Raw genomic sequence first — 19,978 nt, 5'->3', positions numbered from 1 at the left:
TGCTCTCCCCACCCGTGCTGATTCGGTGACGCCTGCGCAAACTAACACTGACCGGGTCCCCGGCATCGAACGGGCAGCCGAGGCGTCATCGGCGGTTGACTTTTCCTACCGATCGGTAACACACTCGGGTTACCGTAAGTAACATCGCACCGCCGCTGGAGGGGACATGGCCGAGTTCACCATGGAGCTGAACGAGGAGCAGAAGGAAGTACGCGACTGGCTCCATGGCTTCGCCGCGGACGTGATCCGTCCCGCGGCGGCGGAGTGGGACGAGCGCGAGGAGACTCCCTGGCCGGTCATCCAGGAGGCCGCGAAGGTCGGCATCTACTCCCTCGACTTCTACGCGCAGCAGTACTTCGACTCCACCGGTCTCGGCATCCCGATGGCCATGGAGGAGCTGTTCTGGGGCGACGCGGGCATCGCCCTGTCCATTGTGGGCACCGGCCTGGCCGCCGTGGGCGTACTCGCCAACGGGACCGAGGAGCAGATAGGCACCTGGATACCCCAGATGTACGGCGACCAGAACGACGTCAAGGTCGCGGCGTTCTGCTCCTCCGAGCCCGACGCCGGCTCCGACGTCGCCTCCATGCGTACGCGCGCCGTGTACGACGAGGCCAAGGACGAGTGGGTGATCAACGGCACGAAGACCTGGGCGACCAACGGCGGCATCGCCAACGTCCACGTCGTCGTCGCCGTCGTCGACCCGGAGCTGGGCTCCAAGGGCCACGCCTCCTTCATCGTCCCGCCGGGCACGCCCGGACTCTCCCAGGGGCAGAAGTTCAAGAAGCACGGCATCCGCGCCTCGCACACCGCCGAGGTCATCCTCGACAACGTCCGGGTGCCCGGGTCCTGCCTGCTCGGCGGCAAGGAGAAGCTGGACGAGCGCCTCGCCCGCGCCCGGGAGAAGGCGAAGAAGGGGGGCGAACGCCTGAAGAACGCCGCCATGGCCACGTTCGAGGCGTCCCGCCCGGCGGTCGGCGCCATGGCGGTGGGCACCGCCCGGGCCGCCTACGAGGTCGCCCTCGACTACGCCACGACCCGCGAGCAGTTCGGCCGCCCGATCATCGACAACCAGGGCGTGGCCTTCCAGCTGGCGGACATGCGCACCCAGATCGACGCCGCCCGCCTGCTGGTGTGGCGCGCCTCCTGGATGGCGGTCAACGGCAAGCCGTTCACCGCCGCCGAGGGCTCCATGTCGAAGCTGTTCGCCAGCGAGACCGCCAAGAAGGTGACGGCCCAGGCGATCCAGATCCTCGGCGGCAACGGCTACACCCGCGAGTACCCGGTCGAGCGGATGCACCGGGACGCGGCCATCTACACCATCTTCGAGGGCACGAGCGAGATCCAGCGGCTGGTCATCGCGCGAACCCTGTCGGGGATGCCCATCCGCTAGCGTTCACCGGCGCCTCACCGGTGCCTGAGCGGTGTGATCTGCTCGATGTCGTACTTGGCACGCAACGCCTCGATGGCCTCCTGGTCCGGAGGACCGCCGTTGCCGAGGATGTCCAGCAGCTCCTCGAAATAGCGCTCGTGGTCCGGCGGGGGAGCGGCCTGGAAGAACATCTTCGCCGGCGTCTCCGTCGGATTCGCGAACGCGTGCGGGCAGCCGGGCGGTACGACGATGACCGTGCCCGGTGTCGCCCGGACCACCCGGCTGCCCGAGGACGACTCCCACTTCCGCCAGTTGTCGGGGGTGCGCACGCGCGGCTCGAAGGCGAGCACGTCCAGTTCGCCTTCGAGGATGTAGAACAACTCCTCGCTGCGCGTGTGCACATGGGCGCCCACGTCGAAGCCGGGCGGGACCTCCACCTCGAAGGTGGAGGCCATGCGCGAGTGCAGGCCGGTGACCTTGAAGGTCACCCGCTGGGCCGGTGTCTCGACGACCCGGCCGTGGCCCGGTGGCACGTACAGTCCCTCGGTCTCTGTCATGGCGACCTCACCAGGTCACCGGCAGGCACTCGGGCCCCCGGATCAGGGCCCCCTTCAGGAAGGGGACCTGATCCGGCGCCACGGCCAGTCTGAGGCCCGGTACCCGGTCCAGCAGGGCGTTCATCAGCAGTTCCTCCTCCAGCCGGGCGAGCATGCCGCCCGGGCAGTAGTGCGGGCCGAAACCGAACGCCACATGCGGGTTCGGACGGCGGGAGAAGTCGACGGTGTCCGGCGCGGGGAAGACGTCCGGGTCCCGGTTGGCGGCCAGGTAGGAGACGTACACCGGATCGCCCGCGCGGATGCGGACGCCCGCGATCTCCACGTCCTCCAGGGCGATCCGGGACAGGCCGACCGCGTTGCGGTGCGGGAGGTAGCGCAGGAGTTCGTCGATCGCCCGGGGGCGGATCGCCGGGTCCGCGCGCAGCCGCGCCGTCAGGCCGGGGCGGGTCAGCAGCAGGTGGAACATCTGCCCGCTGTTGGCGGTGACCGCCTCGCCGCCGATCTGGAGGAGCACGGCGAGGCCCACGGCCTGGTCCAGGGTGATCTCGCGGCGGCCCACGGCGGCACCGAGCAGCGAGGCGACGTCCTCGCCCGCGCTGTTCTCGCGCAGCCCGATCAGGTCGTCGAAGTAGTCGCTCATCTCCCGCTTGGCCCGCTCGCTGACCTCCTTGCCGTGCGCGGCGGACAGGATCAGCTGCGTCCAGGTGTGCATGTCGTGCCGGTCGCCGGCCGGCACGCCCATCAGCTCGCAGATCACCGCGATCGGGAACGGGCCGAGGACCGCCGCCGTGAGGTCCGCGGGCGGCCCGGCCGCGAGCAGGTCGTCGACCAGCTCGTCCAGCATGCCGCGCGCCCGCTCGCGGACCCGCTCCACGCCCCTGGCCGTGAAGGCGGCGGCGACCGAGCGGCGCAGCCGGGTGTGGTCCGGCGGGTCGAGGAAGCCGACCGCGCCCGGTTCGGGGATGAAGTGCGGGGCGAGCCGGGTGACCGGCCTGTCGACGACGGCCTCCCGGCTGAAGCGGGGGTCGTTGGCCACCATCCGTACGTCGTCGTACCGGGTGACCAGCCAGGCCCAGCCCTCGCCGTTGGGCAGCTGGACGCGGGTGACCGGGCCCTCCGCCATCAGCTCGGCCAGCACCGGGTCGAAGTCCGTGCCCGTGAGGTCGAGCGCCGGCCAGTGCCGGATCGGGGGCATGACCTCGACGCCGGTGCGCGTCGCCTCCTCGATCATCGCGCGTCGCCGTCCCCGGTGACCCAGCGGCCCACGGACATCTCGGCGGTGATGCCGGGACCGAAGCCGGCGAGCAGGCCGCGTGCCCGGTCCTGGGCGCCGCCCTCGTCGAAGAGCCGGCGCAGCGCGTCCAGGACGACGGCGCTGGCGATGTTGCCGTACTCGGTGAGCGTGGACCGGCTGAACCGGAAGGCGTGCGGCTCGACCTCCAGGAACTTGCTCAGGTCGTCGAGTATTCGGGGACCGCCCGCGTGGATGATGTAGAAATCCAGGTCGGACGCGTTCCAGCCGTGGTCGCCTGCCAGGTCCTTGAGCGCCGGGGCGAGCGGCTCCATGGTGGCCGGCACCCGCTTGTCCAGCAGGAAGTGGAAGCCGGTGGCCCGGACGTCGTAGGCGATCCAGTCCTCGGTCTTCGGGATCAGGTAGGAGCCGTTGCGCTCCAGACGGACGCCCGTGCCGCCCTGCCCGCGCACCACGGCGGCGGCGATGCCGTCGCCGAACAGCCCGTTGGAGAGCAGCGAGCCGACGCCGAGGTCGGTGGGCTGGTAGCACAGCGAGCAGAACTCGCAGGCCACGATGAGCGCGTTGGCGTTCGGATAGGCCGAGCAGAAGTCGTGCGCCCGGTTGATGGCCGCTCCGCCGGCCGCGCAGCCCAGCTGGGCGATGGGGAGCTGACGGGTGGTGCTGTCGAAGTCCATCTCGTTGATCAGCCAGGCCGTGAGCGAGGGCATCATGAAGCCCGTGCACGACACGTAGATGATCACGTCGATGTCGCTGGTGAGCACCTCCGCGTCGTCCAGCGCCTGCTGGATCACGGCGGGGACGCGGGCCTTGGCCTCGGCCTCGTAGAGCTTGTTGCGCTCCTCGAAGCCCGGGTGCTTCAGGGTCTCCTCGATGGGCTGCACGATGTGCCGTGTCTTGACGCCGGTGTTCTCGATCAGCCTGAGGGCCAGTGGCAGTTGGGGGTGGTCCGCGTGGCGCGAACGCGCCAGCTCGAGCGTCTCCTCCATCGTGATCACGTGCTCCGGGACCGACACCGAGGGCTTGCACAAAGTCGCCATGAACCGTCCCTGCTTTCCGCTCTCCGGGGGCCTTCGCCCACCGGCCAGAAGGTGGGTTCACCTCTGTGGGTGCTTCACCCACCGTCACCCGGGAGGACGACGATCTCGCGCTGGGTTACTCCGAATCGGGGACCCGGGGTCAGGCGCGCAGGGCCATTCATGCCGCCGGACGAGGGAAAACGCCGGTACGGCCGTTACGGCGGGAGGGCGGCTCCGGGCGGCCGCCGGAGCTGCCGGCGCCCCCGTGACCGGGGCACGGCCGCGGGAGTGCGCTCGGCCGGGACGACGGGCGCGGCCGAGGTCACCGGCGTGGCTGTGGCGACCGGTGCGGTCGCGGCGGTGACGACCGGCGGGTGCGGGTGCGTACGAGCGTGTGTACGGCTGTCAGGGCGCCCCGCTGCTGTGGGCGATGCACGCCACGTCGATACGGTCCGCCAGCTTGGCCAGCTCGATGGTCAGCGCGGCGACCGTGTCCTCGTCCAGCCCCTGCTCCCCGGCCTCGACAAGATGCAGCCACCGCGCGCCGACGGTCCGCAACAACTTACTCACGTCCACCGCGGCCACCTGCAAGGTCCCGCGGTCGTCGACGATCAGAGGCAGGGTCACTTCGCGGTTCACAATCGGGATGGTAGCCGCGCGGCGCTCACGCACCCTGCCAAACCGTGGTGATGTTGCAGAACTCCCGGATTCCGTGCCCGGACAGCTCACGCCCGTACCCCGACCGCTTCACTCCGCCGAACGGGAACGCCGGGTGCGAGGCGGTCATCCCGTTGACGTACACGGAGCCGGCCTCCAGGTCGCGCGCGAACCGCTCCACCTCCGTCTCGTCCCGCGTCCACACGTTCGAACTCAGGCCGAACGCCGAATCGTTGGCGATCAGCACCGCCTCGTCCAGGTCGTCCGCCCGGTACAGCGTGGCCACCGGCCCGAACGCCTCCTCGCGGTGGATGCGCATCTCCCGGGTGATGCCGGTGAGGACGGTCGGCGGGTAGTACCAGCCGGGCCCGTCCGGCCGCTGCCCGCCGCACAGCACCTCGGCCCCGCTGCGCCTCGCGTCGTCGACGAGCTCCTCCAGGTCGTTCCTGCCCTGCTCGCTGGCGAGCGGCCCGATCTCGGTGTCCTCCGCCAGCGGGTCGCCGATCGTGAGGGCCTCCATGCCCGCGACGAACTTCTCGGCGAACGCGTCGTAGACGTCGCTGTGCACGATGAACCGCTTGGCGGCGATGCAGGACTGCCCGTTGTTCTGCACGCGGGCGGTCACCGCGACCGCGGCCGCGCGGTCCAGGTCGGCGGAGGGCATCACGATGTAGGGATCGCTGCCGCCCAGCTCCAGCACCGTCTTCTTGATCATCTCCCCGGCGGTGGAGGCGACCGCCCGGCCGGCGGGTTCGCTGCCGGTCAGGGTGGCCGCCTTCACGCGCTCGTCGCGCAGGATGTCGTCCACCGCCGCCGAGCCGATCAGCAGCGTCTGGAAGCAGCCCGCGGGGAAGCCCGCCCGGTGGAACAGGTCCTCCAGGTACAGCGCCGTCTGCGGGACGTTGGAGGCGTGCTTGAGCAGGCCCACGTTGCCCGCCATGAGGGCGGGCGCCGCGAACCGGACGACCTGCCACAGGGGGAAGTTCCAGGGCATCACCGCGAGGACCGGGCCGAGCGGCCGGTAGCGGACCCGGACCCGGGAGGCGCCGGAGTCCGTCACGTCCGACTCGGCCGGTTCCTCGTCCGCCAGCAGCCCCTCGGCGCGCTCCGCGTACCAGCGCATCGCCTTGGCGCACTTCGCGGCCTCCGCGCGGGCCTGCTTGACCGGCTTGCCCATCTCGGTGGTCATGATCCGGCCGATCTCCCGCTGGTCCTCCTCCAGCAGGTCGGCGGCCTTGTTCAGCAGTCGGGCGCGATCGGCGAAGGAGGTCGTCCGGTACGTGCGGAAGGTGGCCTCGGCGAGTTCGAGCCGGCGCTCCAGCTCGTCCTCGTCCATGGGCTCGTACGTCTTGAGCGTCTCGCCGTTCGCCGGGTTCACCGTCGCGATGGGCATGGCTGACCTCCCTGGGAGCGGGCTTGTCTCGACCTTCGCGCGCGGCCCCGCAAGCCGCAACGCGACAGGCCCCCCGGGCGTTCTTCCCCGTCGCCGCGAGGGTTCCCGCTAGCCCGAGTGCTCCGCCAGCCGGTCGAGAAACGCGGCCTGCGCCGTGACGATCACCTCACGCGCCCGGTCCACACCGAACCACGCCACCCGGTCCAGCTCCGGGAACTCCTGCCTCCGCCCCGACCGCGGCGGCCACTCCATCGTGAAGGTCCCCGGGGTGACCGTCTCCGGGTCCAGGTCCGCCGCCACCGCCCAGGCCGTGACGATCTTGCCGTTGCGCTGCACCACCTCGCCCAGCGCTACGGCCTCCCCGTCGGGCGGCGCCACCCCCAGCTCCTCCCGGAACTCCCGCCGGGCCGCCTCCCAGGCCGGCTCCGCCGGGTCGTACTCGCCCTTCGGCACGGTCCAGGCGCCCGCGTCCTTCTTCGCCCAGAGCGGTCCGCCCATATGGCCGAGCAGAACCTCCAGCCCCTGGTCGGTGTGCCGGAACAACAGCAGTCCCGCGCTCCGCTTCGTCGTCCGTACCGTCACGGCGAGACCTCCGGGTGGGCTGCCAGCAGGGCCTCCACGGTATCGGCCTCCTCGGGGCGCTTGTCCTCGCGGTAGCGGATCACGCGGGCGAAGCGCAGGGTGACGCCGGCCGGGTAGCGGGTGGAGCGCTGGAGGCCGTCGTAGGCGATCTCCACGACGAGTTCGGGGCGGACCCGGACCACCCAGCCGTCGTCCTCGACCGCCAGTTCCCGCAGCCGCTCGGTCTGCCAGGCGAGCATGGTGTCGGTCATGCCCTTGAAGGTCTTGCCGAGCATGGCGAAGCCGCCGTCCGGGGTGCGGGCGCCGAGGTGGAGGTTGGAGAGCTTGCCGGTGCGCCGGCCGTGACCCCACTCGGCGGCCAGCACCACCAGGTCGAGGGTGTGCACGGGCTTGACCTTCAGCCAGGCGGCGCCGCGCCGGCCCGCGCTGTAGGGCGCGTCGAGCGCCTTGACCACCACGCCCTCGTGGCCGCGGGCCAGGGTGTCGGCGAGGAACTGTTCCGCCTCCGGGATGTCCCGGGGGCCCGAGGCCACCGTGCGCCGGACCCGCATCGGCTCCGGCACCAGCCGGGCCAGCTCGGCGTGCCGCTCGGTGAAGGGCAGGTCGAGCAGGTCCCGGCCGTCGACCGAGAGGGCGTCGAAGAAGACGGGGGAGACGGGGGTCTCCTCGGCCGCCCTCGCCACGTCCGTGCGCGAGCCGACCCGGCCCGCCGTCTCCTGGAAGGACCGCGGCCGCCCCGCCGCGTCGAAGGAGATCACCTCGCCGTCCAGGATGAACCGCTCGCCCGGCAACTCCATCGCGGCGGCCGTCACCTCGGGCAGCCGGCCGGTGATGTCGTCCAGCGTGCGGGTGTGGATCCGGACCGTGTCGCCCTCCCGGTGGACCTGGACCCGGATGCCGTCCAGTTTCTCCTCCACCGCGCACGCGCCCAGCTTCTCCACCGCCTCCGCGACCGAGGACGCGCTGTGCGCCAGCATCGGCAAAACGGGCCGGCCGACCGTGAGCCGGAAGCGGTCGAGCGATCCGGGTCCCTCGCCGAGCAGGGCCTGCGCCACCGTCTGCAACGACCCCGCCAGCATCACGGCCCGCCGCACGTCCGCCGGGTCCGCGCCGGTCGCCCGGGCCAGCCCCTCCACCGCGACCGCGTCCAGCGCGCCCTGGCGCACCTCGCCGGTGAGCAGACCGCGCAGGAAGCGCTGCTCCTCCTCGGTGGCCGCGCCCATCAGCTCCCCGACGATCCGCGTCCGCTCGGCCTGGGAGCCGGGCCCGGACACCTTGCCCAGTGCGGTGAGCCGGGCGTCGACCTCCCGGACGGTGAGGGAGGGCTCGGCGGCGGGCGGGACCGGGCGGCCCAGCACCTTCCAGCCGACCCCGAGGCGCCCCTGCGGCAGGCGTCCCGCCAGGTACGGGATGACGACCGGGACGTCGTCCGCCTCCGCGTCCCGGAACAGCTCCGCGAGCAGCGCGATCTTCCGGGACCGCGCCGCTGTCGCGGCGACCTCCCGGGACACCTGGGCCAACCGGGTCAGCAGCATGCAGTCATCGTGCCTCAGCGCATCGCCGGGTGCGCGGTTGCGTTCCGTGCGGGCGCGTGCGGGGCCGACCGGTCCCGCGCGGCGGTGGCCGCACGCCCGACACGGCCCGGCGCCCCTTCAGGCGGCTGCGTCAAGGCCGGCCGTCAGGAGCTCCCCGTTGATCGCCGCCCCCGCCCGGTAACCCCTGCTCGCCGCGTTGATCACCTGCTCCGCGAAGCCGCTCGCGTTGCCCGCCGCCCACAGGCCGGGCACGGTGGTCAGGCCCCGCTCGTCGATCACCGGATAGCTGCCGAACGGGGTCTCGCGCAGCTCGGCGCCCAGCCTGATCAGCAGGTCGTTGTGGGGCACGGCGCGCGGGGCGGCGTACAGGACCTCCCGGTCGTGGACCGTCCCGTCCACCAGGCGGACGCCGGTGAGGCGGTCCCCGGTGACCACCACTTCGGCCACCTCGCCGGGTACGACCGTGACCCCGGCGGTGGCCAGCCGGCGCAGGTCCTGGTCCGTCAGCTCCGCCTCGTCCACCTCGTGCAGGAAGAGCCGTACGTCCTTGGACCACTGGGTGACCATGAGCGCCTGGTGCACGCTGAGCGGTGAGGTGGCGAGGACGCCGGTCGGCAGGTCGCGCACCTCCCAGCCGTGGCAGTACGGGCAGTGGACCACGTCCCGGCCGAACCGCTCGGCGAGCCCCGGGACCGGCGGCAGCTCGTCCGTCAGGCCGGTCGCGATCACCAGGTGCCGGGCCCGCACGGTCCGGCCGCCGGCGAGGACGGCGGCGAAGTCCCCCTCCCGGGTCACGTCCACCACCCGGTCCCGCACCAGTTCCACCCCGTACCGGGCGATCTCCTCGCGCCCGACGGCCAGGAACTCCGCCGGGGACATGCCGTCCCGGGACAGATACCCCTGCATGTGCGCGGACGGCGCGTTGCGCGGCTCGCCCGCGTCGACGACCAGCGTGCGGCGCCGGGACCGGCCCAGCACCAGCGCGGCGGACAGGCCGGCGGCCCCGCCGCCGACGACGACGACTTCGTACGCGTTGTTCTCGGTCATGAGGCGACGGTCGCCCGACGGCCGCGGGATTGACAAACAGGTTTGCCGTTTCTGCAATAGGGGCCATGAGCACAGACGACGTACTGGCGGGAGTGGGTCCCCGGCTGCGCCGCATCCGCAAGGAGCGCGAGGTGACCCTGGCCGCGCTGTCCGAGGCCACGGGCATCTCCGTGAGCACCCTCTCCCGGCTGGAGTCGGGCCTGCGCAAGCCCAGCCTCGAACTGCTGCTGCCGATCGCCCAGGCCCACCAGGTGCCGCTGGACGAACTGGTCGGGGCGCCGCCGGTGGGGGACCCGCGGGTGCGGTCCAAGCCGATCGTCCGGGGCGGGCGCACGCACTGGCCGCTGACCCGCCAGCCCGGCGGCCTCCAGGCGTTCAAGGTCCTCGAACCCCGGCGCCGCCAGGAGCCCGACCCGCGGACCCACGAGGGCTACGAGTGGCTCTACGTCCTGTCGGGCCGGCTCCGCCTGGTCCTCGGCGAGCACGACGTCGTGCTGTCCGCGGGCGAGGCGGCCGAGTTCGACACACGGGTGCCGCACTGGTTCGGGTCGACGGGGGAGGGGCCCGTGGAGTTCCTGAGTCTGTTCGGGCCGCAGGGCGAGCGGATGCACGTACGGGCGCGGCCCGCCCGCACGTGACCCACGCGACTGTTCCCTGATCGGCAAGCGACCGCTTAGTATGCCGTCGGACCCGGTCAGACGAAGCAGTCCCGTGGAGGCCCCGCATGCAGGCATGGCAAGTGCACGAGAACGGCGAGCCGAGCGAGGTGATGCGCCTCCACGACGTCGAGCGGCCCACGCCCGGCGACGGCCAGGTGCTGCTGCGGGTGCGCGCCGCCAACGTCAACTTCCCGGACGCGCTGCTGTGCCGCGGCCAGTACCAGGTGCGTCCGCCGCTGCCCTTCACGCCCGGTGTGGAGATCTGCGGCGAGACCGAGGACGGCCGCCGGGTGATCGCCAACCCCGCGCTGCCCCACGGCGGCTTCGCCGAGTACGCCCTCGCCGACGCCCGCGCCCTGCTCCCCGCGCCCGAGTCGCTCGACGACGCCGAGGCGGCCGCCCTGCACATCGGCTACCAGACCGGCTGGTTCGGCCTGCACCGCCGCGCCCGCCTGGAAGCCGGGGAGACCCTGCTGGTGCACGCCGCCGCCGGGGGCGTGGGCAGCGCCGCCGTCCAGCTGGGCAAGGCGGCCGGCGCCACGGTGATCGGTGTCGTGGGCGGCGCGGACAAGGCCGCCGTCGCCCGGCGGCTCGGCTGCGACGTGGTGGTCGACCGGCGTTCCGAGGACGTCGTCGCCGCCGTGAAGGAGGCCACCGGCGGCCGGGGCGCCGACGTGGTCTACGACCCCGTCGGCGGCGAGGCCTACACCCAGTCCGCCAAGCTGGTCGCCTTCGAGGGCCGGATCGTCGTCGTCGGCTTCGCGAGCGGCACCATCCCGAGCCCCGCCCTCAACCACGCCCTGGTGAAGAACTACTCGATCGTCGGCCTGCACTGGGGCCTGTACAACACCAAGGACCCGAAGCTGGTCCGGCGCTGCCACGAGGAACTGACCGAGCTGGCCGCCCGGGGTGCGATCAAGCCGCTGGTCAGCGAGCGCGTGCCGCTCGCCGAGGCGGCCGGTGCCGTGCAGCGGGTCGCCGACGGGGTGACCACGGGCCGGATCGCCGTCGTGCTGGAGAACGGAGCCGTCGCATGACCGACGCCGATGAACTGCGCCGCCGTACCAGGGAACTGCTCGCGCAGCACCCGCCCGCGACCACCGGCCGCCTGGACTTCCTCCGGGCCCGCTTCGACGCCGGCCTCGCCTGGGTGCACTACCCCCAGGGCCTCGGCGGACTGGGCGCCCCGCGCACCCTCCAGGGCGTCGTGGACGCCGAACTCGCGGCGGCCGGCGCCCCCGACAACGACCCCCGGCGCATCGGCATCGGCCTCGGCATGGCCGCGCCGACGATCCTGAAGTACGGCACGGAGGAGCAGAAGCGGCGCTACCTGCGCCCCCTGTGGACCGGCGAGGAGGTCTGGTGCCAGCTGTTCAGCGAGCCCGGCGCCGGCTCGGACCTCGCCGCGCTCGGCACCCGGGCGGTCCGTGAGGACGATGGCTGGGTGGTCAACGGGCAGAAGGTGTGGACGTCCAGCGCGCACCTCGCCCGCTGGGCCATCCTCATCGCCCGCACCGACCCGGACGTGCCCAAGCACCAGGGCATCACCTACTTCGTCTGTGACATGACCGACCCGGGCGTCGAGGTCCGGCCGCTGCGCCAGATCACCGGCGAGGCCGAGTTCAACGAGGTCTTCCTCACCGACGTCCGCATCCCCGACGACCGCCGCCTGGGCGAGGCCGGCGACGGCTGGCGGGTCGCCCAGACCACGCTGAACAACGAACGCGTCGCCATCGGCGGCATGGCCCTGCCCCGCGAGGGCGGCATGATCGGCCCGGTCGCGAAGACCTGGCGCGAACGCCCCGAACTGCGCACCCACGACCTGCACCAGCGCCTGCTGAAGCTGTGGGTCGAGGCCGAGGTCGCCCGGTTCACCGGCGAACGCCTGCGCCAGCAGCTCGTCGCCGGCCAGCCCGGCCCCGAGGGCGCCGGCATGAAGCTCGCCTTCGCCCGCCTCAACCAGGAGATCAGCGGCCTGGAGGTCGAACTGCGCGGCGAGGAGGGCCTGCTGTACGACGACTGGACCATGCGCCGCCCCGAACTGGTCGACTTCACCGGCCGGGACGCCGGCTACCGCTACCTGCGCTCCAAGGGCAACAGCATCGAGGGCGGGACCAGCGAGGTCCTGCTGAACATCGTCGCCGAGCGCGTCCTGGGCCTGCCCGCCGAGCCGCGCACCGACAAGGACGTCGCCTGGAAGGACCTCGCCCGATGACCGACCTGCTGTACTCCGAGGAGGAAGAGGCGCTGCGGGCCGCCGTCCGCGACCTGCTCACGGACCACTGCGCACCGGCCGACGTGATCAGCCGCACCGAGTCGGACGCCCCGCACGACCGCGCCCTGTGGAAGCTGCTCGCCGACGGCATGGGCCTGGCCGGCCTCCTGGTGCCCGAGGAGCGGGGCGGCCAGGGCGCCTCCGCGCGCGAGGCCGCCGTCGTGCTGGAGGAGCTGGGGCGGGCGGTGGCCCCCGTGCCGTACCTCACCAGCGCGGTCGTGGCCACCGAGGCCCTGCTCGCCTGCGACGACGCCGAGCTGCTGGCACAGCTGGCCTCGGGACGCACCATCGGCGCCCTCGCGGTCGGCCTGCACACGGCCCCGGGCGCCGGCGTCACCGCCGTACGCGCGCAGGACGGCACCCTGCACGGCGAGCTGACGGGGATCGCGGACGCGGCCGTCGCCGACGTCCTGCTGGTCCCGGCCGACGACGGCGGCCTGTACGCGGTCGCCGCCGACGCCGCCACCATCACCCCGCAGGTCTCCCTGGACCTGACCCGCCCCCTCGCGAGCGTACGGCTGGAGGGTGCTCCCGGCCGCCGCGTCGGCGCCGCCGAGCCCGCCGTACTACGTGCCCTGCGGGCCGCCGCCGGACTGCTCGCCTCCGAGCAACTGGGAGTCGCCGACTGGGCGTTGACACAGACCGTCCGGTACCTGAAGGAGCGCAGGCAGTTCAACCGGCCGGTCGGCGGGTTCCAGGCGCTCAAGCACCGGCTCGCCCAGCTGTGGCTCGAGGTCGTGCACCTGCGGGCCGCCGCCCGCGCCGCCGCCGACGCGCTCGCCACCGGCGAGGACGTGGAGGTCAGGGCCGCCGTGGCGCAGGCGTACGCGGCGACCGCCGCCGTCCGTGTCACCGAGGAGGCGTTGCAGCTCCACGGCGGGATCGGGATGACCTGGGAGCACCCGGTCCACCTGTATCTCAAGCGGGCCAAGGCGGACTCGATCGCCTACGGCACGGCGGGCGCCCACCGGGAGGCGCTGGCCGCGCTGGTCGACCTCCAGGCACCCGTCCAGCCGTCCGTCCGGGCACCCCTCCAGGCACCCTGACGCACCCGTGGTGAAGCCCGCCCCACCCGGGGCGGGCTTTTCCGCGCACGCCCACCGACGAAGTGAACAGAGCGCCAACTCCCCGTGCGAGGAGGCCCCTTCGGCGACAGGCGCACGCATACTCTCCCCGGTCCCCATCACCCCCAGGGAGGCAGTGCATGGCCCTCACCACCCGTCGCAGAGCCCTCACCACCCTCGGCGCCGCCCTCGCGGGCACCCTCGCCCTGCCCGCCGGCCACGCGCTGGCCGGTGAACGGAAGCGTCACCCGCGCCCGCTGTGGCACGCCCACGCCCACAACGACTACGAGCACCCCCGGCCCCTGTCCGACGCCCTCGACCACCGCTTCGGCAGCGTCGAAGCCGACATCTTCCTCGTCGGCGACCAGCTCCTCGTCGGCCACGAGGCATCCGACCTCGACCCGTCCCGCACCCTCGAATCCCTCTACCTGGAACCGCTCGCCGCCCGGGTCGAGGCCAACCACGGCCACGTCTACCGGGGTGCGCGCCGGCCGCTCCAGCTCCTCGTCGACATCAAGACCGAGGGCTCCGCCACCTACCTCGAACTCGACCGCCACCTGCGCCGCTACCCGCACCTGTTCACCCGCTACGCGCACGGCCGCGTCCACCCCGGCCCGGTCACCGCGGTCGTCTCCGGCGACCGGGCGGCCCGTACCCCGATGGAGGCGCAGACCGAGCGCCGCGCCTTCTACGACGGCCGCCTCGCCGACCTCGGCGGCCCCGCCCCGGCCTCCTTCATCTCCCTGGTCAGCGACAACTGGACGCAGAACTTCACCTGGACGGGCGCCGGGACGTTCCCGGACGCCGAGCGGCACAAGCTGCGGAGCATCACCGGCGCCGCCCACGCGCGCGGGCAGCAGGTCCGGTTCTGGGCCACCCCGGACACCGCGGGCCCCGCCCGGGACGCGCTGTGGACGGAACTGCTCGCGGCCGGGGTCGACTACCTCAACACCGACGACCTCGCCGGCCTGGAGACCTTCCTCGACGCCCACCCCTCCGCGTAAGACCACACGATCGGAGGACACGTCAGCAGCCCGGACGAACCCTCCGCTACGCCACACTTGCGGCCGAACGCCGCACATGGGGCGTGGCGGAGGAGGGTTCCCGATGGTCATTTCCATCTCTGTGGTGCTGCTGCTTCTGTTCCTGGCCGTGATCTTCATCCGGAATTGCTCGCTGAAGATCTCCCACGCCCTGGTCTGCCTGCTGCTCGGCTTCTACCTGGCCTGCACCAGCATGGCGCCCACCATCCAGAGCGGGCTCACCGCGACCGCCGAGCTGGTGGGCAGCCTGCGGCCCTGAGCCGCGGCGGCCGCAGCCGGTGGTGCACCGGGCTCAGTCGGAGAAGACGCCGATGCCGTTGGGCACCGGGCGTTCGGCGCCGCCGCTCGGGTGGTTGCGCACCGTCACGGCGATGCCGCCCGTGTCGCGGGCGACCAGCTCCGTCGAGCCGCCGCCGTCGAGGTTGAACGCGGCGGTGGCCCCGAGCGAACGCATGGTCTCCGCCTCCTCGGCGACGGTCAGCCCGCTGCGGTAGCCCGCCGAGCCGTCCAGCGCCAGCAGCAGCATCTGCCGTCCGCCGCCCTTGTACCCGACGACCGTCCGCACCGCCGAGGTGCCGTCGTCCAGGCCGGACAGCGGGACGCCGTCGCGCAGGACCGGGAAGCCGCCGATCGCGAACGCGTACGGCACCCCGGACGAGGACGCCACCAGCGTGTGCGTCACGTCCACCGGGTCACCGACCGACAGCTTGCGCAACCGCCGCGCGCCCTCCTCGCGCCCGAGCAGGACCGTGGTGTCCGCCGGGATCGAGCCGCTTCCCGGGGCGCCGGCGGCGGAGACCACCCGGCCCCCGCGCACCTTCACCTCGTACGTGTCGTCGCTGCACGGTGCCGCGCGCCGGGTGTCCGTGCCGCACACGGCCCGCAGCCGGGAGGCGCTGCCCCAGCGCGCGGTGAAGGCGCCGACCGAATCCACCGGCAGCGCGTACTGGTTGAGGCCCTTCAGCGGCACCTGCCCGTCCGGTGTGCCGACCGAACCGGCAAGGGAGAGGCGGTCCAGGCGGGCCCGCCGGTCGGTGCCCACGCCGAACACGTCCCGGGTGGTCGTGCCCGGGGGCAGCGCGGGTCCGAACCGCTGGCCCTTGGGCACCGCCGCCTTGAGCGCCTGTCCGCCGGCCACGGCCGGCCCGACGGCCGCGCCCGTGGCCGGCACGCCCGGGTGCTGCGTCTCGGTGATGTTGAAGAAGTCGCCGTTCACGCCGGCGACCGCGCCCGCCGAGTCCGCCATCCGGGACACGGTGGCCCGCGCCGCCACCGCGCCCGGGTACAGCAGGCCGACGTGGACGTGCGGGTCGGCCAGGTCCACCGTGAGCAGGTGCGCGCGGGCCTTCCCCGCCGCCCCGTCGATGTCGAACTGCCGGTAGGTGACGCCCGGCGCGAGCCTCCTGCCCGCCGGCGCGGCACCGGCCGGTGCCGCCCCCGCCAGGGCGGCGCCGGCGAGCACACCGAACGCCGTGACAACCGTGAGAACCGCTCTGCCCGCTGCCGAACGCCTGCGAGGTCCCGTCACCGTGCCCCCTGATGTCTCGTCAACTGTCCTCAGTGCAGGGGCAGTGGACCAGACAAGGGCGGGCCGGCGGGCCGACTAGGCGTCGACGACGCGAGAACGGGTGAGAAAACGCACCCCCTCGGGTGCTTCCAGGGAGAAGCCGCTGCCTCGTCCCGGCACGACGTCCACGATCAGCCGGGTGTGGCTCCACGCCTGGTACTGGCTGCGCGACATCCAGAACGTGACGGGTTCCGGCACGCCGTCCACCGCCAGCTCGGCCAGCAGCACGTCCGAGCCGCCGGTACGGAACTCACCGTCCGGATAGCACATCGGGGCGCTGCCGTCACAGCAGCCGCCGGACTGGTGGAACATCAGCGGACCGTGCTCGGCGCGCAGACGACGCACCAGCTCCGCGGCCTGCGGGGTCAGCGCGACGCGCGGGATCTCCTCTTCCATGTCACCGTCCTGGACAGCGGGGGCGTCGGATCGTCGGCTCCAGTCTCACGGACGGCCACGAACCCGTCCAGAACGCCTCGTGGCCCCACCGCGTCCGCGCAAGGGGCGGGCTGGGACCATGGGGCGCATGCGCCCTTCCTTCCCGAGTCCGCCCGAGCCGCGCCTCGTCCCCGCCGGTGAACACCCGCTGTGGGACGAGGCACTGGCGACGGTCAACCGGGACGTCGCGGCCACCCTGCCCGGGCAGCGCCCGCTCTGCCTCATCGCGTACCCGGCGGACGCGGGCGAGGACGAACAGGTCTACGTCGCACTGGCCGACGGCAACGCGCACGGCAACTCCCTGCGACCGGCCGGCTCCACGGACCGGGCGCTGTGGGACATCGCCGAGGCCGCCCAGGACACGATCACGGGGTGCCTGTGGCAGGTGTGGCCGGTCTGCACGCTCCACGGCCTCGGGATGCACCTGGGGAAGGAGTCCGGCCGCCCGGCCTGGAGCTGCGCGGGCGGCGGCCGGCCGGGCGATCCCGCGCACGTACGGGCGGCGGTGGGGGAGCTGGAGACGGTGCACCGACCGCACCGGCCGAACCGGAAGCGCCGCGAGAACGGCAAGGGGCGTTGGAGCGGCAAGGGGTAAGCGGCGAGCGGCGAGCGGCAGGGGCGTGAGGGCGGCGGAGCGATACGGCGCACGGGGTCGGCCGAGGGGCGGCCGGACGCTGCCGCGCTCATCCGCGGATGCGAGAGATCGACGAGCTGTCCGACGTGGCCGATCCGGCCTGGCCGAAGCTTGAGCAGGCGTTCGCCGGCAGTGCCGTACCCGTCCGCGTGCTGCCCGCCGATCCCGCCGAGGGCCGCCGCTGCCTCCTCCGGACGCGGGTGACGACGAGGCCGGTGCCCGGTGCGCTGATCCTGCACTGCGGCGGGCTCGTCCCGGACGACGGCCGGCTGCGGGTGTACGGCGCGGGCAGCGCCGGCGCGGGCTGCCGAGCCTCGGCCGGGTCAACGGCTCCCCGAGGAGCCGGACCCCCACTGGCACCCGGCGGCCGGGCTCGTCGTCGGCCATGACGTGCTCGGCGGTGTCTTCCGCCTCAACGGCCACGACCCGGAGGGCAGCGGCCGCCCCGGCGCTCCGGGGCAGATGACCTGCTTCGCGCCCGACACCCCGGACAGGGGGAGGCTCGGCATGGGCCACTCGGCGTGGCTCGGCCGGCTGCTGGGCGGCGGGCCGGAGAGGTTCTACGCGGGGCTGCGCCGGCCGGGCCGGCGGGAGGAGGCGGCGGCCCCGGAACTGTCCCAGGGCATCGGTGTCGTCCCGGTCCTGTGGTCCAAGGAGGCGCACGAGGACCTCGCCGCCACCAGCCGACGGGCCGTGGCGCTCCGCGAAGTCGTGGGCGTGTCAGCCGACTTCGCCCGGCAGTTCGGCTCCGCGGACCCGGGGTTCCTGGGCGGGCTGTGACCCCGCCGCGTGCCCGGCGGGCCCCTCGGAAGGGCAGGCCCGTGCCGTCCGGGACGGCGTCCGGGGACGGGTGCTCCGGCGGGTGAGCCGCGGCGCGTTCAGCGTGCGGAGTCGCGCCGGTCCCGGCGGGCGCGGAGGGCCGCCGGCAGCAGCGGGAGCAGCGACAGGACGACGACCACGGCGACCAGCGGCAGCAGATAGTCGTCGATGTGCGGGACGGACGCACCCAGGGTGTACCCGGCGAGCACCAGCGCCTGCGACCACAGCACACCGCCCAGCGTCTGCCAGAGGGCGAAGGTCCGCGCCGGCACGCCCAGGGCCCCGGCCACCGGGTGCAGGACCGTCCGCAGCAGCGGCACGAACCGGCCGATCACCAGCGCCTTGCCGTAGCCGTAGCGGGCCAGCAGTCGTTCCGCCCGCGCCGCCGCGCCCTTCACCCGCCCGCTGCTCGTGCGCGCGAGCAGCGCCCGGCCGCCGTGCCGTCCGATCAGGTACCCGACCTGGCCGCCCGCCACCGCCCCGATCGCCGCGCACGCCAGCACCTGCCACAGCGCCAGCCGCGGCGGCTGCTGCGCGCTGCCCGCGCACAGCACGCCGGCCGGGAACAGCAGCGTGTCCCCGGGCAGGAAGAAGCCGACGACCAGCAGACCCGACTCGGCGAAGACCACGGCCAGGACACCCAGCGCGCCGAAGGCGGCCAGCACCGAGGCGCTGTCCATCGGGTTGACGGCGATCAAAGGCCACGCCTCCCGGCCTCCTCGGGGACCCTGTCCGCTCCCCAGCATGGCGCGCCCGGCACACCTGTGCGCGCCGGTCGCGCGGAGCGGCCGGACACACCGGCACCGGTGTGCGAGGATCACCGGCCGGGTGACCCGGAGCATCAGCATCGGCGCCGCGGCGCCGGGCCTCGGCTCACCGGCCCTGCCGCGTGTTCACCAGCTGATCCTGGCGGCCACCGGCAGGTGGTCGCTGCCGGTGGCCGGCAGCACCCAGGCACCGTCCGGCCGCACGCCGCGGACCAGGACCTGATCGATCCGCGCCACGGGAAACCTCGCCGGCCAGCTGAAACCGAAGCCGTTCCCGGCCTCCGCCTGGGCCGACCGCATCCGCGAGGTGACGCCGGCGAGCGCGCGGTCGTCCACGGTGCCGTTCAGGTCGCCGAGCAGCACCACCCGCTCGTTCCGCTCGGCGGCGAGGGCCTCGGCGAGCGCCGCGGCGCCCCGGTCCCGGCTGTCCGTCCAGAAGCCCCTCCTGGGCAGCACCCGTACGGAACCCAGGTGGGCCACGTACACCGCCAGCGGACCCCGGTCCGTGGCCACCGTGGTGCGCAGCGCCCGGTTGTAGGTCATCTTGACGGCGGCCGGTTTGGTGTCCCCCAGCGGCCCGTAGTCCATCTTGACGTCGACCGGCCCGGTGTCCGACAGCGGCAGTTTGCTCCACAGCCCGACCGTGCCCAGCACCGTGTGGTACGGGTACGCCCGCGCCAGTTCCTTCTCGTACGTGCCCCGGGCCCGCTCGGTGAGTTCCACCAGGGCCAGCACGTCCGCACCGGAGGCGGCCAGGTGGCGGGCGGTGCCGACCGGGTCGGGGTTGGCGTCGCCGACGTTGTGCTCGGCCACGGTGAGGTCGCCGCCCGGGCGGGACTTGTCGCCGAGCAGCCCGCCGAAGAGGTTCAGCCACACCACGACCGGAAGCAGCAGCGCGACCACGGCGGAGGGGGACCGACGCCACAGCGCGCCGGTCAGCAAGGCCGGGACGGGCAGGCCGAACCACGGCAGGAAGGTCTCCACCAGGCTGCCGAGGCCGCCACGGTCCGTGATCCGCGCGTGCAGCAGCAGGACCAGGCCGAGCAGCACCGCCGACCCCGCGAGCACCGGCCCGCGCTTCCAGGGCCCCGGCCGGGAGGCGGCACGCACCGCCCGGCGGATGCGTGCCCGCCAGGTCCCGGCGCCGGGATCCCGGCGGCCGGCGCCACCCTGCCCGGCCTCGTGTTCCGTCGTTCCTGCTGATGGTGCGGTTCGGCGCATGCCACCAGTCAAGGCGACGCGGTGTTGCCGGCCCGTATGTGATTTTCCATACGCCGACGATAGGGGCCGGGTCGTAGCAT

At 73.4% G+C, this 19,978-nt stretch carries 22 protein-coding genes; 10 read left to right on the top strand and 12 right to left on the bottom strand.

The window, feature by feature from the left end:
* Positions 1 to 166: 166 nt before the first annotated feature.
* A complete protein-coding gene (locus AB0947_RS20060) occupies positions 167 to 1,393 on the top strand; it encodes an acyl-CoA dehydrogenase family protein (RefSeq protein WP_366751669.1) in 1,227 nt (408 codons plus the stop codon).
* 14 nt (positions 1,394 to 1,407) lie between these two features.
* Here the strand turns inward: AB0947_RS20060 and AB0947_RS20055 are convergent, their stop codons facing one another.
* From AB0947_RS20055 to AB0947_RS20020, 8 genes are all read right to left on the bottom strand, one after another.
* Positions 1,408 to 1,929 carry a cupin domain-containing protein gene (locus tag AB0947_RS20055; RefSeq protein ID WP_366751668.1) on the bottom strand — a complete coding sequence of 174 codons (522 nt, stop codon included), beginning with the start codon at positions 1,927 to 1,929 and terminating at the stop codon, positions 1,408 to 1,410.
* A gap of 7 nt (positions 1,930 to 1,936) precedes the next feature.
* Entirely contained in the window at positions 1,937 to 3,160 is a 1,224-nt protein-coding gene (locus AB0947_RS20050) for a cytochrome P450 (protein ID WP_366751667.1), read from the bottom strand.
* The gene (locus tag AB0947_RS20045; protein WP_366751666.1) at positions 3,157 to 4,221 is read right to left on the bottom strand and encodes a type III polyketide synthase; all 1,065 of its coding nucleotides are present in this window, start codon (positions 4,219 to 4,221) and stop codon (positions 3,157 to 3,159) included. Before AB0947_RS20045 ends, AB0947_RS20050 begins: the two co-directional genes overlap by 4 nt.
* A 384-nt stretch (positions 4,222 to 4,605) precedes the next feature.
* Complete coding sequence (locus AB0947_RS20040; protein WP_030655224.1) at positions 4,606 to 4,839, bottom strand: DUF6213 family protein; 234 nt, start codon at positions 4,837 to 4,839, stop codon at positions 4,606 to 4,608.
* A 25-nt stretch (positions 4,840 to 4,864) separates the two neighbouring features.
* On the bottom strand, positions 4,865 to 6,250 hold the full coding sequence (locus tag AB0947_RS20035) for an NADP-dependent succinic semialdehyde dehydrogenase (protein ID WP_366751665.1): 1,386 nt from the start codon (positions 6,248 to 6,250) through the stop codon (positions 4,865 to 4,867).
* A gap of 108 nt (positions 6,251 to 6,358) precedes the next feature.
* Positions 6,359 to 6,832 (bottom strand): NUDIX domain-containing protein, encoded by a 474-nt coding sequence (locus AB0947_RS20030; protein WP_366751664.1) that lies wholly within the window; start codon positions 6,830 to 6,832, stop codon positions 6,359 to 6,361.
* The gene (locus tag AB0947_RS20025) at positions 6,829 to 8,367 is read right to left on the bottom strand and encodes an ATP-dependent DNA ligase (RefSeq protein WP_366751663.1); all 1,539 of its coding nucleotides are present in this window, start codon (positions 8,365 to 8,367) and stop codon (positions 6,829 to 6,831) included. The genes AB0947_RS20030 and AB0947_RS20025 overlap by 4 nt, the downstream gene beginning before the upstream one ends.
* Before the next feature lie 117 nt (positions 8,368 to 8,484).
* Complete coding sequence (locus AB0947_RS20020; RefSeq protein WP_366751662.1) at positions 8,485 to 9,414, bottom strand: NAD(P)/FAD-dependent oxidoreductase; 930 nt, start codon at positions 9,412 to 9,414, stop codon at positions 8,485 to 8,487.
* Positions 9,415 to 9,479: 65 nt separating this feature from the next.
* Between AB0947_RS20020 and AB0947_RS20015 the strand changes: the two genes are divergently transcribed.
* From AB0947_RS20015 to AB0947_RS19990, 6 genes are all read left to right on the top strand, one after another.
* Positions 9,480 to 10,052, top strand: coding sequence for an XRE family transcriptional regulator (locus AB0947_RS20015; protein WP_366751661.1), 573 nt, complete (start codon positions 9,480 to 9,482; stop codon positions 10,050 to 10,052).
* Between the two features lie 86 nt (positions 10,053 to 10,138).
* Complete coding sequence (locus tag AB0947_RS20010; protein ID WP_366751660.1) at positions 10,139 to 11,110, top strand: NADPH:quinone oxidoreductase family protein; 972 nt, start codon at positions 10,139 to 10,141, stop codon at positions 11,108 to 11,110.
* On the top strand, positions 11,107 to 12,288 hold the full coding sequence (locus AB0947_RS20005; RefSeq protein ID WP_366751659.1) for an acyl-CoA dehydrogenase family protein: 1,182 nt from the start codon (positions 11,107 to 11,109) through the stop codon (positions 12,286 to 12,288). Before AB0947_RS20010 ends, AB0947_RS20005 begins: the two co-directional genes overlap by 4 nt.
* On the top strand, positions 12,285 to 13,394 hold the full coding sequence (locus AB0947_RS20000) for an acyl-CoA dehydrogenase family protein (RefSeq protein WP_366751658.1): 1,110 nt from the start codon (positions 12,285 to 12,287) through the stop codon (positions 13,392 to 13,394). The genes AB0947_RS20005 and AB0947_RS20000 overlap by 4 nt, the downstream gene beginning before the upstream one ends.
* Before the next feature lie 158 nt (positions 13,395 to 13,552).
* Positions 13,553 to 14,416 carry a phosphatidylinositol-specific phospholipase C/glycerophosphodiester phosphodiesterase family protein gene (locus AB0947_RS19995; protein WP_366751657.1) on the top strand — a complete coding sequence of 288 codons (864 nt, stop codon included), beginning with the start codon at positions 13,553 to 13,555 and terminating at the stop codon, positions 14,414 to 14,416.
* A gap of 103 nt (positions 14,417 to 14,519) precedes the next feature.
* Positions 14,520 to 14,714, top strand: coding sequence for a hypothetical protein (locus tag AB0947_RS19990; RefSeq protein ID WP_366751656.1), 195 nt, complete (start codon positions 14,520 to 14,522; stop codon positions 14,712 to 14,714).
* A gap of 33 nt (positions 14,715 to 14,747) precedes the next feature.
* Here AB0947_RS19990 and AB0947_RS19985 read toward each other — a convergent pair whose 3' ends face one another.
* Positions 14,748 to 15,917, bottom strand: coding sequence for a phosphodiester glycosidase family protein (locus AB0947_RS19985; protein WP_366751655.1), 1,170 nt, complete (start codon positions 15,915 to 15,917; stop codon positions 14,748 to 14,750).
* 141 nt (positions 15,918 to 16,058) lie between these two features.
* Complete coding sequence (locus AB0947_RS19980; protein ID WP_189889987.1) at positions 16,059 to 16,418, bottom strand: DUF779 domain-containing protein; 360 nt, start codon at positions 16,416 to 16,418, stop codon at positions 16,059 to 16,061.
* Positions 16,419 to 16,545: 127 nt separating this feature from the next.
* Here AB0947_RS19980 and AB0947_RS19975 point away from each other — a divergent pair, with 127 nt between their 5' ends.
* The 3 genes from AB0947_RS19975 (at position 16,546) to AB0947_RS19965 (ending at position 17,871) form a co-directional block, all read left to right on the top strand.
* Positions 16,546 to 17,052, top strand: a complete 507-nt coding sequence (locus tag AB0947_RS19975; RefSeq protein ID WP_366751654.1) for a hypothetical protein — start codon at positions 16,546 to 16,548, stop codon at positions 17,050 to 17,052.
* A gap of 98 nt (positions 17,053 to 17,150) precedes the next feature.
* Positions 17,151 to 17,480 carry a DUF2625 family protein gene (locus tag AB0947_RS19970; RefSeq protein WP_366751653.1) on the top strand — a complete coding sequence of 110 codons (330 nt, stop codon included), beginning with the start codon at positions 17,151 to 17,153 and terminating at the stop codon, positions 17,478 to 17,480.
* Between the two features lies 1 nt (position 17,481).
* Positions 17,482 to 17,871: a DUF2625 family protein gene (locus AB0947_RS19965; RefSeq protein WP_366751652.1), complete on the top strand. Its 390-nt coding sequence runs from the start codon at positions 17,482 to 17,484 to the stop codon at positions 17,869 to 17,871.
* 98 nt (positions 17,872 to 17,969) lie between these two features.
* On the opposite strand, the gene AB0947_RS19960 is transcribed toward AB0947_RS19965, so the two are convergent.
* Entirely contained in the window at positions 17,970 to 18,608 is a 639-nt protein-coding gene (locus AB0947_RS19960; RefSeq protein WP_366751651.1) for a DedA family protein, read from the bottom strand.
* Between the two features lie 195 nt (positions 18,609 to 18,803).
* On the bottom strand, positions 18,804 to 19,898 hold the full coding sequence (locus AB0947_RS19955) for an endonuclease/exonuclease/phosphatase family protein (protein ID WP_366751650.1): 1,095 nt from the start codon (positions 19,896 to 19,898) through the stop codon (positions 18,804 to 18,806).
* Positions 19,899 to 19,978 lie beyond the last annotated feature (80 nt).

Origin of the sequence: Streptomyces sp. NPDC047841, from assembly GCF_040704085.1 — a bacterium.
GTDB classification, from domain to species: domain Bacteria; phylum Actinomycetota; class Actinomycetes; order Streptomycetales; family Streptomycetaceae; genus Streptomyces; species Streptomyces argyrophylli.
The sequence above is the reverse complement of the archived record's forward strand: the minus strand, read 5'-3'. Positions and strand labels throughout refer to the sequence as shown.

What these genes read in the sequence shown, in the direction of transcription:
- AB0947_RS20055 (WP_366751668.1), bottom strand. Translation starts at nt 1,929, where the DNA reads ATGACAGAGACCGAGGGACTGTACGTGCCACCGGGCCACGGCCGGGTC.
- AB0947_RS20035 (WP_366751665.1), bottom strand. Translation starts at nt 6,250, where the DNA reads ATGCCCATCGCGACGGTGAACCCGGCGAACGGCGAGACGCTCAAGACG.
- AB0947_RS19955 (WP_366751650.1), bottom strand. Translation starts at nt 19,898, where the DNA reads ATGCGCCGAACCGCACCATCAGCAGGAACGACGGAACACGAGGCCGGG.
- AB0947_RS20025 (WP_366751663.1), bottom strand. Translation starts at nt 8,367, where the DNA reads ATGCTGCTGACCCGGTTGGCCCAGGTGTCCCGGGAGGTCGCCGCGACA.
- AB0947_RS20045 (WP_366751666.1), bottom strand. Translation starts at nt 4,221, where the DNA reads ATGGCGACTTTGTGCAAGCCCTCGGTGTCGGTCCCGGAGCACGTGATC.
- AB0947_RS20050 (WP_366751667.1), bottom strand. Translation starts at nt 3,160, where the DNA reads ATGATCGAGGAGGCGACGCGCACCGGCGTCGAGGTCATGCCCCCGATC.
- AB0947_RS19990 (WP_366751656.1), top strand. Translation starts at nt 14,520, where the DNA reads ATGGTCATTTCCATCTCTGTGGTGCTGCTGCTTCTGTTCCTGGCCGTG.
- AB0947_RS20005 (WP_366751659.1), top strand. Translation starts at nt 11,107, where the DNA reads ATGACCGACGCCGATGAACTGCGCCGCCGTACCAGGGAACTGCTCGCG.
- AB0947_RS19970 (WP_366751653.1), top strand. Translation starts at nt 17,151, where the DNA reads ATGCGAGAGATCGACGAGCTGTCCGACGTGGCCGATCCGGCCTGGCCG.
- AB0947_RS19975 (WP_366751654.1), top strand. Translation starts at nt 16,546, where the DNA reads ATGCGCCCTTCCTTCCCGAGTCCGCCCGAGCCGCGCCTCGTCCCCGCC.
- AB0947_RS20060 (WP_366751669.1), top strand. Translation starts at nt 167, where the DNA reads ATGGCCGAGTTCACCATGGAGCTGAACGAGGAGCAGAAGGAAGTACGC.
- AB0947_RS19980 (WP_189889987.1), bottom strand. Translation starts at nt 16,418, where the DNA reads ATGGAAGAGGAGATCCCGCGCGTCGCGCTGACCCCGCAGGCCGCGGAG.
- AB0947_RS20015 (WP_366751661.1), top strand. Translation starts at nt 9,480, where the DNA reads ATGAGCACAGACGACGTACTGGCGGGAGTGGGTCCCCGGCTGCGCCGC.
- AB0947_RS20010 (WP_366751660.1), top strand. Translation starts at nt 10,139, where the DNA reads ATGCAGGCATGGCAAGTGCACGAGAACGGCGAGCCGAGCGAGGTGATG.
- AB0947_RS20000 (WP_366751658.1), top strand. Translation starts at nt 12,285, where the DNA reads ATGACCGACCTGCTGTACTCCGAGGAGGAAGAGGCGCTGCGGGCCGCC.
- AB0947_RS20020 (WP_366751662.1), bottom strand. Translation starts at nt 9,414, where the DNA reads ATGACCGAGAACAACGCGTACGAAGTCGTCGTCGTCGGCGGCGGGGCC.
- AB0947_RS19995 (WP_366751657.1), top strand. Translation starts at nt 13,553, where the DNA reads ATGGCCCTCACCACCCGTCGCAGAGCCCTCACCACCCTCGGCGCCGCC.